This is a genomic window from Kribbella sp. NPDC051770 (assembly GCF_040681455.1).
Lineage (GTDB): Bacteria > Actinomycetota > Actinomycetes > Propionibacteriales > Kribbellaceae > Kribbella.
The window spans coordinates 227007-242889 of sequence record NZ_JBFAYT010000007.1 but is presented as its reverse complement, the minus strand read 5'-3'; the positions used below and the strand labels follow the sequence as shown (position 1 = coordinate 242889).

Annotated in this window: 15 protein-coding genes; 10 read left to right on the top strand and 5 right to left on the bottom strand. The window is 69.6% G+C overall.

Annotated features, from left to right (window positions below):
- Positions 1-4: 4 nt before the first annotated feature.
- Entirely contained in the window at positions 5-1324 is a 1320-nt protein-coding gene (locus AB0M01_RS23965) for an SLC13 family permease (protein ID WP_363673021.1), read from the bottom strand.
- A 93-nt stretch (positions 1325-1417) separates the two neighbouring features.
- On the opposite strand from AB0M01_RS23965, the gene AB0M01_RS23960 reads away from it, so the two are divergent.
- Both AB0M01_RS23960 and AB0M01_RS23955 read left to right on the top strand, forming a co-directional pair.
- Positions 1418-2122: a FadR/GntR family transcriptional regulator gene (locus AB0M01_RS23960; protein ID WP_363673019.1), complete on the top strand. Its 705-nt coding sequence runs from the start codon at positions 1418-1420 to the stop codon at positions 2120-2122.
- Complete coding sequence (locus AB0M01_RS23955; RefSeq protein ID WP_363673017.1) at positions 2119-2880, top strand: sulfite exporter TauE/SafE family protein; 762 nt, start codon at positions 2119-2121, stop codon at positions 2878-2880. Before AB0M01_RS23960 ends, AB0M01_RS23955 begins: the two co-directional genes overlap by 4 nt.
- A gap of 9 nt (positions 2881-2889) precedes the next feature.
- Here AB0M01_RS23955 and AB0M01_RS23950 read toward each other — a convergent pair whose 3' ends face one another.
- The 3 genes from AB0M01_RS23950 to AB0M01_RS23940 are packed head-to-tail and all read right to left on the bottom strand — an operon-like array spanning position 2890 to position 5531.
- A complete protein-coding gene (locus AB0M01_RS23950) occupies positions 2890-3651 on the bottom strand; it encodes a hypothetical protein (protein WP_363673015.1) in 762 nt (253 codons plus the stop codon).
- A gap of 27 nt (positions 3652-3678) precedes the next feature.
- Positions 3679-4677 (bottom strand): YdcF family protein, encoded by a 999-nt coding sequence (locus AB0M01_RS23945; RefSeq protein WP_363673013.1) that lies wholly within the window; start codon positions 4675-4677, stop codon positions 3679-3681.
- Positions 4677-5531 carry a phosphatase PAP2 family protein gene (locus AB0M01_RS23940; RefSeq protein ID WP_363673011.1) on the bottom strand — a complete coding sequence of 285 codons (855 nt, stop codon included), beginning with the start codon at positions 5529-5531 and terminating at the stop codon, positions 4677-4679. Before AB0M01_RS23940 ends, AB0M01_RS23945 begins: the two co-directional genes overlap by 1 nt.
- Positions 5532-5682: 151 nt before the next feature.
- Here AB0M01_RS23940 and AB0M01_RS23935 point away from each other — a divergent pair, with 151 nt between their 5' ends.
- From AB0M01_RS23935 to AB0M01_RS23915, 5 genes are all read left to right on the top strand, one after another.
- Positions 5683-6921 carry a D-arabinono-1,4-lactone oxidase gene (locus AB0M01_RS23935; protein ID WP_363673009.1) on the top strand — a complete coding sequence of 413 codons (1239 nt, stop codon included), beginning with the start codon at positions 5683-5685 and terminating at the stop codon, positions 6919-6921.
- On the top strand, positions 6918-9122 hold the full coding sequence (yicI, locus tag AB0M01_RS23930) for an alpha-xylosidase (RefSeq protein WP_363673007.1): 2205 nt from the start codon (positions 6918-6920) through the stop codon (positions 9120-9122). The genes AB0M01_RS23935 and yicI overlap by 4 nt, the downstream gene beginning before the upstream one ends.
- A complete protein-coding gene (locus AB0M01_RS23925; RefSeq protein ID WP_363673005.1) occupies positions 9115-11052 on the top strand; it encodes a beta-galactosidase in 1938 nt (645 codons plus the stop codon). The genes yicI and AB0M01_RS23925 overlap by 8 nt, the downstream gene beginning before the upstream one ends.
- Before the next feature lie 92 nt (positions 11053-11144).
- Positions 11145-11726 carry a type IV toxin-antitoxin system AbiEi family antitoxin domain-containing protein gene (locus AB0M01_RS23920; protein WP_363673003.1) on the top strand — a complete coding sequence of 194 codons (582 nt, stop codon included), beginning with the start codon at positions 11145-11147 and terminating at the stop codon, positions 11724-11726.
- Entirely contained in the window at positions 11723-12622 is a 900-nt protein-coding gene (locus AB0M01_RS23915) for a nucleotidyl transferase AbiEii/AbiGii toxin family protein (RefSeq protein WP_363673001.1), read from the top strand. The genes AB0M01_RS23920 and AB0M01_RS23915 overlap by 4 nt, the downstream gene beginning before the upstream one ends.
- Here the strand turns inward: AB0M01_RS23915 and AB0M01_RS23910 are convergent, their stop codons facing one another.
- Positions 12623-13957 (bottom strand): nicotinate phosphoribosyltransferase, encoded by a 1335-nt coding sequence (locus AB0M01_RS23910; protein WP_363672999.1) that lies wholly within the window; start codon positions 13955-13957, stop codon positions 12623-12625.
- A 49-nt stretch (positions 13958-14006) separates the two neighbouring features.
- Between AB0M01_RS23910 and clpS the strand changes: the two genes are divergently transcribed.
- The 3 genes from clpS to AB0M01_RS23895 are packed head-to-tail and all read left to right on the top strand — an operon-like array spanning position 14007 to position 15839.
- Positions 14007-14294, top strand: coding sequence for an ATP-dependent Clp protease adapter ClpS (gene clpS / locus AB0M01_RS23905; RefSeq protein ID WP_363672997.1), 288 nt, complete (start codon positions 14007-14009; stop codon positions 14292-14294).
- Entirely contained in the window at positions 14291-14845 is a 555-nt protein-coding gene (locus tag AB0M01_RS23900; RefSeq protein ID WP_363672995.1) for a DUF2017 domain-containing protein, read from the top strand. The genes clpS and AB0M01_RS23900 overlap by 4 nt, the downstream gene beginning before the upstream one ends.
- Before the next feature lie 16 nt (positions 14846-14861).
- Positions 14862-15839 carry an aldo/keto reductase gene (locus AB0M01_RS23895; protein WP_363672993.1) on the top strand — a complete coding sequence of 326 codons (978 nt, stop codon included), beginning with the start codon at positions 14862-14864 and terminating at the stop codon, positions 15837-15839.
- The last annotated feature ends 44 nt before the right edge of the window (positions 15840-15883 follow it).

Genomic DNA, 15883 nt, shown 5'->3' with positions numbered 1-15883 from the left:
CGGGTCACCATCCCGGCAGGACCAGTGCGGCCCAGACCAGCAGCGGCCCGACGAGCACGACGATCATGCTGTAGGTCAGGATCTGCTTGTAGTACACGGGTTCGCTGATCGTGTCCGGCTTGTTCGCCAGCATCAGCGCGCCGTTGGTGGAGAACGGGCTGACGTCGACGATCGTCGACGCGACCGCGAGCGCGGCCACGAACAGGCCCGCGTTGATCCCGCCGTCCGCGATCAACGGGACGGCGATCGGGATGATCACCGGCAGCAGCGCGGTCGACGAGGCGAACGCCGAGACGACACCGCCGACGTAGCAGAGCACCAGCGCGCCGATCGCGACCGCGCCCAGCCCGGCCGCCCAGTTCCCGACGAACTCCGGCGAGCCGGCCTCGGTCAGGATCGCGGCGTACGTGCTGACCCCGGCGACCAGCAGCACGGTCGGCCAGGCGATCTGCTTGACCGCGTCCTTGTGCTCCTTCGGCGCCAGCATCGCCAGGATCACCGCGGCGGTGATCGCGACGAAGCCGATGTTCTTGTCGAAGACCAGCGCGACCACGGCGACCCCGACGAACGCGACCAGCGTCAGCACCTGGTCCCGGCGTACGCCGAGAGCCTGCGTACCGGTCGGAGCCGACGTGCCCTGGCCGCGCGCGGGGACGGTCGCGCCACCGCGATGCAGATCCTCGGTGAGCGTGTCCTCGTCGTCGGGGTCGACACGCTGCGCCATCAGCTTGCGGCCGCCGAACAGCACGAACAGGATCGCGGCCATCACCAGGTTGACCGCGAGGCTGGCCAGGAAGACCGTCATCTCGCTGGAGGGCAGGTTGTTGTCCTCCATCACCGAGTTCGTGATGGTGCCGTAGATGCTGATCGGGGAGAAGCCGCCGCCCTGGGCGCCGTGCACGACGAACATGCCCATCATCAGCGGGTTGATCTTGTACTTGCCGGCGAAGCCGAGCGCGATCGGCCCGATGATCGCGCAGGCCGCCGGGCTGGCGGCACCGATCGCGGTCAGCAGCGCGGTCACCGCGAACATCACCCACGGGATCAGCGCCACGCGGCCACCGACCGCGCGCACCGCCGATCGCACGATCAGGTCCACGGTGCCGTTGTTCTTGGCGATCGCGAACAGGTAGGTGACGCCGATCAGGGTCAGGATCAGGTCACCGCTGACGCCGCCGAGGATCTCCTTCTCGCTCAGGTCGAGGGAGAACATGCCGACCAGCCAGGCCGCGACGTAGGCGAGCGCACCCATGTTGATCGGCAGCAGGGTGCCGATCACGAACAGGGCGACCAGCGCCAGGATTGCCACCCATTCAGGTCCCATGACCGGGCCTCCAGAAGGTTTGTGGGGGACACCACGTTGGATCAGTGGCCTAGCCAATAGCTCAATGACCCAGTTGTCAATACATTGGTACCCATGGACGACTCGCCGCGCTTCCCCCGTCCCGTGCTGCGGACCCGCCTCTACGAGCAGGTCGCCGAGCAGATCACCGGGTGGATCGCGGAGAACGGGCTGAAGGCCGGCGACCGGCTGCCACCCGAGCGGGAGCTCGCCGTCCGGCTCGGGGTTAGCCGCGCGACCTTGAGCCAGGCGCTGGTCGCGCTCGAGGTGATCGGGGTGGTCGTCGTCCGGCACGGCGACGGGACGGTGCTCACCGACCGGGCCCGGACGGCGCCGGTGATCGAGGCGATCCGCGCGCACGCCGACCGGCTGCCGGAGATCATCGAGGCGCGGGACGCGCTGGAGTCGAAGCTCGCGGCGCTGGCCGCCGTACGGCGTACTGATGCCGATGTGGACGCGATCCTGGCCGCGCTGACCGAGATGGAACGCGACATCGCGACCGGCGGACGCGGCGTCGACGGGGACGAGCAGTTCCACGGCGCGGTCACGGCGGCGGCGCGGTCGGAGCTGCTGGCGCAGATGATGGCGGCGATCCACGACCTGATCCGGGAGACCCGGATCGAGTCGCTGTCCCAACCGGGCCGGCCGAAGGACTCGCTGGCCGGGCACCGGAAGGTCGCCGACGCGATCATCGCGGGCGACCCGCTGGCCGCGGCGGCCGCGATGCACGAGCACGTGATGCTGGTCAGCGACGTGGCGCTCATCCGCGAGCAGTCGTGACGGGGGCCGAGCACCTCATTGTCATCGCCGCTGGACTCGGAGCAGGTCTGCTGACCTCGACCGTCGGTGTGGCGTCGCTGGTCAGCTTTCCTGTTCTGGTGGCTCTTGGCATCCCTCCGGTCGTCGCGAACGCTTCGAACACGGTCGGGCTGATTCCTGCTGGGCTCGGTGGTTCGCTGGGTTATCGGCGGGAGTTGAAGGAACAGCCCGCGGTCACCTGGCTGGTCGTCGCGACGTGCGCGATCGGGTCGATCGGCGGCGCGGTCCTGCTGCTGGCGCTGCCGCCGGGGGTGTTCGAGGCGATCGTGCCGTGGCTGATCCTCTTCACCTGCCTGATCGTCGGGGCGACGCCGACGATCTCCAAGTGGCTGCGCTCCCGCCAGCCCGACGAGGTGGCGCCACGGACGAAGATGTCCCCGCTGACCACGTTCTTCGCGGCGCTGACCGGCGTGTACGGCGGGTACTTCGGGGCCGGCTCGGGCGTGATGATGATGGCGGTGCTCGGCCTCGGGCTGGACCTGGAGCTGCAGATCGTCAACGCGCTGAAGACGTTGGCGGTGCTGGCCGCGAACATCGTCGCCGGGCTGATCTTCGTCTTCGTCGCGGATCTCGACTACACGGCCGTCGGGCTGCTGGCGATCGGCTCGATCGTCGGTGGCTACACGGGCGCGCACATCGGGCGGGTGCTGCCGCCGACTTTGCTGAGGATCTTGATCGTGCTGGCCGGCATCATTGCGGCCGTCACGATGCTCACCTGAGCCGGGGTCTCACTTGGCCGGTGGCGTCAGCTTCTTCTGCAGTTCCTCGGTCTCAGCGAGATCGACCGGCTCGTACTGACTGCTCGCCAGCTCCTCCAACGCAACCGCCGCCAGCCCGACCACCCCGGCCTTCGCGACCTCCACCAGCTTCGGATCCCCCTCGGACAACGCCCCGAGCGGCGCTGCCGCGCCCGCGACCGACACCAGCGCCACCACCCGCAGTACCGAAGCCAGCACCTCGTCGAGCTCGTCGTGCCCAACCAGCCGAACCCGCTCCCGCAGTCCTTCAGCCGCCGCGATCGCCGCTTCGGTCGGCCCCGCGAAGCCTCGCTCGGTCAGCCCGTCGAGAATTTCCGCGACATCCTCGTCGTCGAGATCGAGAAACTCCGCCGCAGCCTCCAACGGCTGATAGGCCTCCGCGGAAACCAGCAACGGTACCGCCTCGACCACCCGCTCCCGAGCCTTCGCATGCTCAACCCCACGCAACAACAACACCGCGGTCGTCAACGCAACATCCAGATCCGCCACGACGTTCGTCAGCTCCCGCGCCCCATCACCCCCAGCCGCCAGCGCCGCCACCCGCTCACCCTCGTGCACGAACAACCGCTTCGGCATCGGCACCGCCGCCACCACCGGCTGAAACGCCCCCACCGACAGCGCCGCCGTCCGATCCACCGGCGCCTTCTCCCCAGGCTTCACCGGCGCCCCGGCCCCCTTCCCCGGCACCTTGAAGAAGTCATCACGACGCGGACCACCAGCGGTAAGACTCACGCCCTCACCTTAGCCAACGCCTGGGGATCAGATCAGGCGGGCGAAGGCGCTCAGGAGGATCAGGCCGATGATGATGCCGTTGGCGATCTTGTGGTCGACCAGGACGGCGATGAACTCGCGGATCGTTGCGCTGGGCCAGAAGTAGAGGGCGGTGGGGGAGCCGAGGACCTGGCCGTTGACCTTGGCCTTGCGGGCGGTGAAGGCGGCGCGGAGGGCGTGGAAGTTGTTGGTGACGATCAGGCAGCGGTACTTCGGTTTCAGGTCCGTCATGATCACGGCGCTGAAGGTGAGGTTCTGGAACGTGGTGGTGGAGCGGTCCTCGCGGAGTACGGCGTCCGCTGGTACGCCGTGGTCGATCAGGTAGTCGGCCATCGCGACAGCCTCGGCGACCTCCTCGCCGGGGCCCTGACCGCCGGAGGTGATCAGGAGCGGCGTACGGCCGCGGTCGCGTTCCTTCTGCCAGACGGTCTGGGCCTTGTCCAGGCGGCTGGCCAGCAGCGGGGGGACGCGGCGGCCGCGGAGGCCGGAGCCGAGGACGACGATGAAGTCGGGGCGGCGGAAGAAGCGGATCCGCGCGTAGACGAACGCGTAGGCGAGGAAGCAGACGAACAGGAACGAGACGTAGCCGAGGATTCCGCCGACTCCGTCGCGGACGGCGGCCAGGAACGGGGAACCGGTCTTGGCGACGACGAGGCTGAAGCCGAGGAACGCGAAGAAGCCGACGCCGGCCGCGAGGGACAGCAGGTTCGCCGGGCGGCGGCCTTCGCGGCGCAGCATCACGACGCCGTTGCCGATCAGCGCGACGGCGAGCACGAAGATCGTCACCGGGATCATCACCAGCACCAGCAGGACCAGCCAGCGCGCGGCGGTCTCGTTCACCGACTCGAGCGCGAAGACGGTCCCGATGCCGGCGAAGAAGACAGTCATCACCAGGTAGATCCCGTTCCGCAGCACCCGCCGGTCGCGCAGGAAGCTGATCACGAACAGCACGAACCAGAACGCGGCGATTCCGAAGCCGAAGATCATCAGCGGACCTCGAGCCGGCGCCAGCTGGACCAGAAAATCAAAGCACTCAAGGCCGACGCGGCCGAGGCGAGAACGGTGGCGCCCAGGTACAGCGGCCACTCGCTCTCCCGGATCGCCTGCTGCAAGCCCTCGCCGACCAGCGGCACACCCCACAGGATCCCGCCGAGCGCGAGCCAGCCGGCGGTGTAGAGGCAGATGATCACCACGAACACCACCCGCCCGACGTACCGCTTGCCCTCGTACGGATGAACCGCGCCGCGCCGCGCGAGCCACCACGACGCCAAGCACGCGAGCCCGAGCGCGATCGCGTCGGCGGCGATCGTGTCCGACAGCCGGTGCCACTTCGCCGCCAGCGTGTACGCGCCGATCCCGGTCGCCCAGCTCAGCGTCAGGAACATCGCGACCCCGCGCCACCGGTACGGGATCACCAGCAGCGCCGCGAACAGCACGGTCATCGCGATCGTGGTGTGGCCGCTCGGCAGGCTGTTGCCCTTGAAGTCGCCCGTCACGTCGACCAGCTCGGGCCGGACCAGCAGGAACCGCTTCAGCCCCTGGGTGACCACCTGCCCGGCGACGATCACGCCGACCGCGGCGACCGCGAGGTCGATCCGGCGGCGCAGCAGCCCGACCAGCCCGATCACCAGACAGGCACCGAGCAGCGAGTAGACGGTGATCTCGTCCAGCGCGTTGTTCGCGGCAACGAACTCGGTCCGGTTCGCGCTGTCGTCGGCGCCGCGCAGTACCGCGTTCTCCAGCTCCTGCCCGGCTCTCGTGCGGACCGCGAGCAGGTACGTCGCGACCAGGGTCACCGCTGAGGCCCCCGCGATCAGCAGCCAGCGCCGAGACGGTGCCACGCTTCGTGTCTCCTTGATCACCGGGGGATGCGAGCGGTCGTATCAAACCATGGACGGTCCGGGTCTCCGGGTGCTGGCTCGCCGCAGGTGACCGAAACTTGCCAGGAAACGGTGTGGAAGGCTCGGGGTGGAGCGCGGCGAGAGGAACCGGATGAAGAACTGGGCAGGCAACGTCACCTTCGCGGCCGAGCGGTTGCGGCAGCCGGGATCGGTGCCCGAGCTGCAGGACCTGGTCGGCAGCAGCGAGCGGGTGCGGGTGCTCGGCACCGGCCACTCGTTCAACCGGATCGCGGACACCGCGGACACGCTGGTCTCGGTGCTGGAGCTGCCGAAGACGGTCGAGATCGCGGCCGACCGGCAGAGCGTCCGCGTCGCCGGCGGTCTGCGCTACGGCGAGGTGACGGCCGCGCTGCAGGCCGACGGGCTCGCCCTGCACAACCTTGGCTCGCTGCCGCACATCTCGGTCGCCGGCGCCTGCTCGACCGGCACGCACGGCTCGGGCGACACCAACGGGACGCTCGCGTCGGCCGTGACCCGGATCGAGTTCGTCACCGCCGACGGCTCGCTGGCCGCGCTCGACCGGGGCGACGCCGACTTCGAGGGCGCGGTGATCGCGCTCGGGGCGCTTGGCGTGACGACGCATCTCACGCTCGCGGTCGAGCCGTCGTACGAGTTGAGCCAGGTCGTGTACGACGGACTGCCGGTCGACCGGCTCGGGACGTCGTTCGACGACGTGTTCGGCAGTGCGTACAGCGTCAGCGCGTTCACCGACTGGGTCGACCCGGAGGTGATGGTTTGGCGCAAGGCGAAGCAGATCACCCTAGATCCCGAGTGGCTGGGCGCGCGGCTCGCGGACGGCGCGCGGCACCCGATCAAGACGATGCCGGCCGGGTTCGCGACCGAGCAGGGCGGCGTACCGGGGCCGTGGAACACGCGGCTGCCGCACTTCCGGCTCGAGTTCACGCCGTCGAACGGCGAGGAGCTGCAGTCTGAGTACTTCGTCGAGCGTTCCCAGGCACCCGCCGCGATCGAGCAGTTGCGGGCCCTGGGCAACGAGATGGCGGCGGTCATCCAGGTCTCCGAGGTCCGGACGATCGCGGCCGACACGCTCTGGCTGAGCCCGAGCCAGGGCCGGGACACGGTCGCCTTCCACTTCACCTGGATCCAGGACGAGGCCGCGGTCCGCCCGGTCGTCGAGGCGCTGGAGGCGGCGCTGCTGCCGCTCGGCGCCCGCCCGCACTGGGGCAAGGTGTTCGCGGCCGACGCCGCGACGCTGCGCACCTGCTACCCGAAGGTCCCGGACTTCGTCGAGCTCGCCGCTCGGTACGACGAGGGCGGCAAGTTCCGCAACGACTACCTGAACACCTACCTGCCGGGCGCCCGCGGATGAAGTTCACCGACGGGCACTGGCAGCTGCGCCCCGGATTCAGCCGGTTGCGCCCGGCCGAGGTCGAGAGCGTCGAGGCGGGCGACCGGTCGCTGACCGTGTTCGCCCCGGCGAAGCGGATCGAGCGGCGCGGGGACACGCTCAACCAGCCGGTCTTCACGATCACCTTCGACTCGCCCGCGCCGGGCGTGATCGGGGTGCACGTCAGCCATCACCGCGGCGGGGTCGCCGCGCGTCCGGCGTACCAGCTGAACCGCGGCGACGAGCACGCGGTGAAGGTCGAGGTCGACACCGAGGCCGCGCGGTTCAGCAGCGGCGGGCTGACCGCGGTGGTCGCGCGACAAGGGCCGTGGAGCGTGCGGTTCGAGCGCGACGGGAAGTTGGTCACCTCCTCGGAAACCGGTCTTGCGCTCATCACCGATGCCGACGGGCGCAGCTTCGTGCACGAGCAGCTGCTGCTCGGCGTCGGCGAGACCGTGTACGGGCTGGGCGAGCGGTTCGGGCCGCTGGTGAAGAACGGGCAGAGCGTCGACATCTGGAACGCCGACGGCGGCACGTCCAGCGAGCAGGCGTACAAGAACGTGCCGTTCTACCTGAGCAGCGCCGGGTACGGCGTACTGGTCGACACCCCGGCCGAGGTCTCCTTCGAGATCGGCTCCGAGGTCGTCTCGCGCAACCAGTTCAGCGTGGCCGGCCAGGAGCTGAGCTACTACGTCGTGGACGGGCCGGCCCCGAAGGACGTGCTCGACCGCTACACCGCGCTGACCGGTCGGCCCGCGCAGGTGCCGGCCTGGTCGATGGGACTGTGGCTGTCCACCTCCTTCACCACGTCGTACGACGAACCGACCGTGACGAGTTTCGTCGACGGGATGGCCGAGCGCGATCTCCCGCTGAGCGTGTTCCACTTCGACTGCTTCTGGATGCGGCAGTTCCACTGGTGCGACTTCGTCTGGGACCCGGCGGCGTTCCCCGACCCGGCCGGGATGTTGGCCCGGCTGAAGGCCCGCGGGCTGCGGATCAGCCTGTGGATCAACCCGTACATCGCGCAGCGCTCGGTGCTGTTCGACGAGGGCCGCGAGCTCGGCTACCTGCTGAAGCGCACCGACGGCTCGGTCTGGCAGACCGACCTGTGGCAGGCCGGGATGGGCATCGTCGACTTCACCAACCCGGACGCGACGGCCTGGTTCCGGAGCAAGCTGCAGGCGCTGCTCGACGTCGGTGTGGACTGCTTCAAGACCGACTTCGGCGAGCGGATCCCGGTCGACGACGTGGTCTGGTACGACGGATCCGACCCGGCGCGGATGCACAACTACTACCCGCAGCTCTACAACGCGGCGGTCTTCGAGCTGCTGCGGGACGTGCGCGGCGCGGGCGACGCCGTACTGTTCGCGCGGTCGGCGACCGCGGGCGGGCAGCAGTTCCCGGTGCACTGGGGTGGCGACTGCGAGTCGACCTTCGAGGCGATGGCGGAGTCGCTGCGCGGCGGACTCTCGCTGGCCGCGTCCGGGTTCGGCTACTGGAGCCACGACATCGGCGGCTTCGAGGGGACGCCGGACCCGGCGGTGTTCAAGCGGTGGCTGCCGTTTGGATTGCTGTCGTCGCACTCGCGGCTGCACGGCTCGGGGTCCTACCGGGTGCCGTGGGCTTTCGACTCCGAAGCGGTCGACGTACTGCGTCGCTTCACGAAGCTGAAGCTGTCGCTGATGCCGTACCTGATGAACGCGGCCGAGGAAGCGCACACCACCGGGACGCCGATGATGCGGCCGATGCTGCTGGAGTTCCCGGACGATCCGGCGGTCGCGTACCTCGAGCGGCAGTACATGCTCGGGCCCGATCTGCTGGTCGCGCCGGTGATGAGCGCTGCTGGTGAGGTCCGGTTCTACCTGCCTGAAGGGACCTGGACCAGCTTGCTCGACGGGGAGCGGCTGGAGGGGCCGCGGTGGGTGAGCCGGACGTACGGGTTCGATGGGTTGCCGCTGTTCGTGCGGGGTGGAGCGGTGGTGCCGTTCGGGGCGGTCGACGACCGGCCGGAGTACGACTGGGGTGAGGACGTGACGCTGCGCTGGTTCGCGCCTGGTGATGGGGAGGTGGCGACTGTCCGGTTGCCGGGTGGTGCGGTGATCGAGCTGAGCTTCGCCGATGGGGCCGCCTCTGGCCGGGTCGTCGAGGGCGTCTGCGAGCGCTTCGAGGTCGTCCGTGCCTGAGCTCTGGTACGGCGGCGACTACAACCCCGAGCAGTGGCCGCCTGAGGTGTGGGCCGAGGACGTCGCGCTGATGCGCGAGGCCGGTGTGAACCTGGTGACGGTCGGCGTGTTCGCCTGGTCGAGCCTGGAGCCTTCGCCAGGGCGGTACGAGTTCGGCTGGCTCGACGAGGTGCTGGATCTCCTGCACAGCAACGGGATCCGGGTCGACCTCGCGACGCCGACGGCCTCGCCGCCGCCGTGGTTCAGCCTGGCGCACCCGGACGCGCTGCCGGTCCGGGCGGACGGCGTACGGCTGACGCACGGGAGCCGCGACACGTACTGCGCCTGCGCACCGGCGTACCGGGAGGCTGCGGCGGGCATCGCGCGGGCGCTGGGGGAGCGGTACGCCGGGCACCCCGCGCTGGCGATGTGGCACGTGCACAACGAGTACGGGACGGTCTGCTACTGCTCTTATGCCGCTGCGGCGTTTCGCCGGTGGTTGCGCGAGCGCTACGGCGATCTCGACGCGCTGAACGCGGCGTGGACGACGGCGTTCTGGGGGCAGGGGTACGGGAGCTGGGAGGAGATCGAGCCGCCGCGGGCGACGCAGTACCTGGTGAACCCGACGCAGGCGCTGGACTTCCGGCGGTTCTGGTCGGACGAGCTGCTGGCGGCGTACTGCGAGCAGCGTGATCTGCTGCGCGAGTCCTCGACGTTGCCGGTGACAACGAACTTCGTCTTCGGGGCGTGGGTGCCGGTGAACCACGCGCGCTGGGCTCGGGAGGTCGATGTGGTGGCCATCGACCACTATCCGACGGTCGCGGGGATCGGCGCGGAGGAGCAGACGGCGCTCGGCGCCGATCTGGCGCGGTCGTGGGCCGCGGGGAAGCCGTGGCTGCTGATGGAGCAGGCGGGCGGCGGCCTGAACGAGGGCAAGCGCTGGCACACGAAGGAGCCGGGGCGGATGACTCGGCACAGCCTGGCGCATGTGGCGCGGGGGTCGCAGGGGGTGCTGTTCTTCCAGTGGCGGGCTTCGCGGGGTGGTTCGGAGATGTGGCACTCGGCGCTGGTGCCGCATGCGGGGTCTGAGACTCGGCGCTTCCGGGAGGTGACGTCGCTGGGAGCACTGTTGCCTCGGCTGGCGGAGGTCTCCGGGAGCGCGGTCACGGCCGAGGTCGCGATCCTGTGGGACGCCGAGTCGTGGTGGGCGATGCAGGCGACGCACCTGCCGTCGTCGGAGATGGACTACCTCGCCGCGGTGCAGGCCGCGCACCGGCAGCTGTGGACGGGCGCGGTGGACCTGCCGGGGCCGGAGGCGGACCTGTCGGCATACAAGCTGGTGGTGATCCCCAGCCTCTATCTGGTCGCGGACCCCGAGCCGATCATCGGGTATGTCGAGGGTGGTGGGCATGTTGTCGTGACCTGCTTGAGCGGCATCGTCGACGAGAACGCGCAGGTGCGGCTCGGCGGGTATCCGGGAGCCTTCCGCGAGCTGCTCGGGATCCGGGTCGAGGAGTTCCATCCGGTCGACGAGGTGCTGCTGGAGTCGGGACGCCGCGGCCGGGCGTGGAGCGAACACCTGGAGTTGGCCGGCGCTGAGGGTGTCGACCACTACGCAAGCGGTGTCCTCGCCGGTTCTCCTGCCGTCACCCGGAACCAGTACGGCGCCGGCATCGCCTGGTACGTATCGACGCAGCTCGACGACTACCTGGCCGAGCCGCTGCGCGAGGCCGGGGTCGAGCGACCGGACCTGCCCGAGGGCGTCGAGCTCGTGCGGCGTACGGGCGCGGATGCGAGCTGGACCTTCCTGATCAACCACACGGACGCAGCGGCCGTCGTACCGGCGGACGGCGTGGAGCTGGTCTCCGGTCAGGAAGTTGCCGAAAGCATGGAGTTGCCGGCCGGCGGCTGGGCGGTGGTGCGCTCACCGGTGGCGCCCTCAGGAGGCTGACGGATCAGCCGGAGAGGACAACGCGGCGCGTCGGACGTATTGTTGACACATAGGTTGGACCTGTAAACAATTCGTCCGGTTAGGAAAGGTCTGTGGCAAGCGACCAGCTACCCACTGTGGTGCGTCGGGCTGATCTCGGTCGGCTCGGCCTGTCGAGGTACCGGCTCTACGAGCTCGCCCAGACCGGTGAGTACGAGCAGATCGCGCCGGGGATCTACGCCCGCACGGGAGTGCTCGACGACACGACTGCCGGGCTCGCGTCGGTGGCGCTCCGCAGACCGGAGGCGACGCTGTGCCTGCTGAGTGCCCTGTCCCTGCACGACCTGACCGATGAGATCCCACGGGCGAGTGACATCGCGCTGCCCCGTCGGGCGCGGAGCTTGACCACGACGTACGCCAAGGTCACTTGGCACTACTTCGACCCGGCAACGTTCGCCATTGGTCGGCAGCAGCATCAGCTGGTGGACGACATCGCGATCGGTTTGTACTCGCCGGAGCGGACGATCGTCGACGCCTTCCGGCTCAGGCACGAAATCGGCGCCGACGTCGCGGGCGAGGCGCTTCGGCGGTGGCTGGCCCGGCGAACGAGTCAACCGGCTCAGCTGTTGCAGGTCGCCAAGAGCTTCTCGAAGGCCTATCCGTCGGTCCGCGCGGCTCTGGAGATCCTGCTGTGACCCCGGTCCCCGAGCACGGTACGCCGGCAGCCGATGCGTTCCTGGCGCTGCGACAGCTCGCCCGCCGTACCGACGCCGACGTCCAAGAGGTCCTCACGCTCTACGCCTTGGAAGGCCTGCTCGCCAGGGTCGCGGCGTCGAAGTGGGCCGATGAGTTCGTCCTCAAGGGCGGCGTCCTGCTGGCGGCGTTCGATCTTCGGCGACCGACGAAGGACATCGATCTGCAGGCCACCGGCCTGCCCAACGATGTGGAGGCGGTCCGTGAGCGCATGACGGCGATCGCTGCCGTCGGGGTCAGCGACGGTCTGGTCTTTCCCGCGGACGAGGTCACGGCACAGACCATCCGGGACGAGGACCAGTACGCCGGCGTCCGCGTTCGGCTGGTCGCCGGCCTGGCGAACGCACGCCTCACGATCGGTGTCGACATCAACTTCGGCGATCCGATCTGGCCAGGTGCCGAGACGGTGACGATCCCGAGGCTGCTCGGCTCCGGACCCGTTCGAATGCTCGGGTACCCGTTGCCGATGGTCGTCGCCGAGAAGACCCTGACCGCGATCGAGCGCGGTGAGGCCAACACCCGCTGGCGCGACTTCGCCGACCTCCTGATCATCAGCAGGTCACAGACCTTCGCCGCGGCGGAGGTGGTCGCGGCGGTCGCCGAGGTCGCAGCGCATCGAGGAGTGCCGAGCATTCCGCTTCGATCGCACCTGGCGGACCTGCCGGCGCAGGCCCAGCCCAAGTGGGCGGTCTGGCGACGGAAGCAGGCTACGGCTGACCAGTTGCCGGCCAGCTTTGCCGAGGCGCTTGACGAGATCGCAGACTTCGTCGATCCGATCCTCGGTACGACTGTGGACGAAGGCAGTGGCTGGGACCACCAACGGCGGTCCTGGAGCTAGTCAGATCGCGCTCCGCGGAGCGTACGGGTTCCGGCTGTTCAGGTCGCCGGTGTAGTCGGTCGGGATCGCCGGTTCGCCGCGGCTCAGCTGGCTGGCGCTGCGGGGGAGCTCGTCGCGGACCTTCAGGTGGTGGGCCTGCGACTCCTCGGGCGTCGTACGGCCGACGACCTTGCCGGCCTCGACCAGTGGCTTGAGCAGGACGCGGTCGTCGCCGTCGTCGACCGGGGGCTCGCCGACGCCGATCACCTCGGCCTCGGCGACGCCGAGGCGGTTGCGGCGGCGCAGGGCGTACTTGCGGCCGCCGATCGAGATCTTGTCCGGGCTCTTCTTCGCGACCGGGACCATGGTGCCGTCGGCGTCCTCGCGGGCGACCAGCTTGTAGACGAAACCGCAGGTCGGGTACCCGCTGCCGGTGACCAGCGACGTGCCGACGCCGTACCCGTCGACGGCGGCCGGGGCCAGCGCGGCGATCTGGTACTCGTCGAGGTCGCTGGTCACGATGATCCGGGTCTTCGTCGCGCCGAGCGCGTCCAGCTGCTCGCGGACCTGACCGGCCAGCGACGGGAGGTCACCCGAGTCCAGCCGTACGGCGCCCAGCTCGGTGCCGGTCACGTCGATCGCGGTCCTGACCGCCTCCGTCAGGTCGTAGGTGTCGATCAGCAGCGTCGTCCCCTTGCCGAGCGCCTCGACCTGGGAGACGAACGCGTCCCGCTCGGTGTCGTGCAGCAGCGTGAACGAGTGCGCCGCCGTACCGGCACTCGGGATGCCGAAGCGGCGCGCGGCCTCCAGGTTCGACGTCGTGGCGAAGCCCGCGATGTACGCCGCCAGCGCGGACGCGACCGCGGCCTCCTCGTGGGTGCGCCGCGAGCCCATCTCGATGCAGGGCCGGCCGCCGGCCCACCAGGTCATCCGCGAGGCCGCCGAGGCGACCGCGGAGTCGTGGTTCAGGATCGACAGGAACACGGTTTCCAGCAGCACCGCCTCGGCGAAGCTGGACTCCACGACCAGCACCGGCGAGCCCGGGAAGAAGATTTCGCCGTCGGCGTAGCCGGAGATGTCCCCGCTGAACCGGTAATCGGCCAGCCAGTCGCAGGTCGCCTGGTCGACCACACCGCGCTCGCGCAGGAACGCGACCGTGTCGGGGTCGAAACGGAACCGCTCCAGCGCGTCCAGGAGGCGGTTCACGCCCGCGACCACGCCGTACCGGCGGCCGTCGGGCAGGCGGCGGGCGAACAACTCGAAAACCGACCGGCGGTGCGCCGTACCGTCGGCCAGGGCGGCCTGCAGCATGGTCAGCTCGTAGTGGTCGGTGAGCAGAGCCGTGGAAGCGTTCACAGGGGCAGCCTATTGCGAAGCCGGATCGATGAGTGGAGAGAATGGGCGAGTGACCACTGCACCGAGTGAGCTGGAGAGCCCCGAAGTCGACGAGGCGATCGAGCTGAGCCCACCGTGGACGACGATCGTCTGGAACGACCCCGTCAACCTGATGGACTACGTCACGTTCGTCTTCCAGACCTACTTCGGCTACTCCAAGCAGAAGTCGGAGAAGCTGATGATGCAGGTGCACGAGGAGGGCAAGTCGGCCGTGTCGAACGGCAACCGCGAGGCGATGGAACGCGACGTCGAAGCCATGCACAGCTACGGCCTGTGGGCCACCTGCGAGAAGTCGTGACCCGGTTCCGCAAGCGCCGCAAGACCGTCGTCGTCAGCTTCGCCGAGCACGAGGCGGACATCCTGTCCAACCTCCTGCGCAACCTGGTCGAGCTCCTGTACGACGGCATGCCGCCGCGCGCCACCGCCGCCGGCGACGACCCGCTGGCCGCGCTGCTCGATTCCGACGGCCCGACCGCGCCGCCGGAGGACGTCGTACTGCAGCGGCTGCTGCCGAACGCGTACTCCGGGGACGACATGGCCGCGGCCGAGTTCCGCCGCTTCACCGAGCGCGGGCTGCGCGACGGCAAGGCCAACGACGCCAAGCGCGTGCTGACCGCGCTGGAGGAGTCGGACGAGGACGGCATCGCGCTCGAGCCCGACGACCAGCTGGCCTGGCTGCGCGCGCTCAACGACCTCCGCCTGGCGATCGGCACCCGCCTGGACATCAAGGAGGACGACGACTACGCGGTTTGGGAGAAGCTCCCGGACGACGACCCGCGGCGGCTGACGTACGACTTGTACGACTGGCTGGGGTATCTGCAGTCCGCCCTCCTGCACAACATGCGCTGACCGTAGGCTCTCCGGTATGGAGAAGCGGACCCTTGGGCGTACTGGGCGAGATGTCGGTGTGGTCGGGCTCGGAGCTTGGCAGCTCGGGGCGGACTGGGGTGAGGTCGGCGAGGACGAAGCGCTCGGCGTACTGCGGGCCGCCGTTGACGGCGGCGTCACGTTCATCGACACCGCCGACGTGTACGGCGACGGGCGCAGCGAGCGGCTCGTCGGGCAGGTGCTGAAGGAGTACGACGGCCTGACCGTGGCCAGCAAGATGGGTCGCCGGGTCGAGCAGAAGCCCGAGAACTACACCCTCGACAACTTCCGCGCCTGGAACGACCGCTCCCGGACGAACCTCGACGTCGAGACCATCGACCTGGTCCAGCTGCACTGCCCGCCGACCTCCGTCTACTCGACCGACGCGGTCTTCGACGCGCTCGACACGCTCGTCGAGGAGAAGCGGATCGCGGCGTACGGCCTCAGCGTGGAGACCTGCGCCGAGGCGCTCACCGCGATCGCCCGGCCGAACGTCGCGTCGGTGCAGATCATCCTGAACGCGTTCCGCCTGAAGCCCCTCGACGAGGTCCTGCCCGCGGCGGCCGAGGCCGGTGTCGGCATCATCGCCCGCGTCCCGCTGGCCAGCGGCCTGCTGTCCGGCAAGTACGACGCGAGCACCACCTTCGGCGCCGACGACCACCGCACCTACAACCGCCAGGGCGAGGCCTTCGACGTCGGCGAAACCTTCTCCGGCGTCGACTTCGCCACCGGTCTCGAGGCCGTCCAGCGCCTCCTCCCGGCGGTGCCTTCGGGCGCGACGATGGCCCAGTTCGCGCTGCGCTGGATCCTCGACCAGCCCGGCGTCTCGGTGGTCATCCCCGGCGCCCGCAACCCCGCCCAGGTCGCCGGCAACATCGGCGCCGCCGCCCTCGCGCCGCTCACCGGCGAGCAGCTCGCGGCCGTCCGTACGACGTACGACGAACTCGTCCGCCCCCAGGTCCACAGCCGCTGGTAGTCCACATTCTGGACGGGATCCCGGGTTGGCCGGGGTCCCTCGGC

Excerpts from the sequence above, each read along its gene's own strand:
- AB0M01_RS23945 (WP_363673013.1), bottom strand. The coding sequence starts at position 4,677 with ATGATCTTCGGCTTCGGAATCGCCGCGTTCTGGTTCGTGCTGTTCGTG.
- AB0M01_RS23935 (WP_363673009.1), top strand. The coding sequence starts at position 5,683 with ATGAAGAACTGGGCAGGCAACGTCACCTTCGCGGCCGAGCGGTTGCGG.
- AB0M01_RS23960 (WP_363673019.1), top strand. The coding sequence starts at position 1,418 with ATGGACGACTCGCCGCGCTTCCCCCGTCCCGTGCTGCGGACCCGCCTC.
- yicI (WP_363673007.1), top strand. The coding sequence starts at position 6,918 with ATGAAGTTCACCGACGGGCACTGGCAGCTGCGCCCCGGATTCAGCCGG.
- AB0M01_RS23895 (WP_363672993.1), top strand. The coding sequence starts at position 14,862 with ATGGAGAAGCGGACCCTTGGGCGTACTGGGCGAGATGTCGGTGTGGTC.
- AB0M01_RS23965 (WP_363673021.1), bottom strand. The coding sequence starts at position 1,324 with ATGGGACCTGAATGGGTGGCAATCCTGGCGCTGGTCGCCCTGTTCGTG.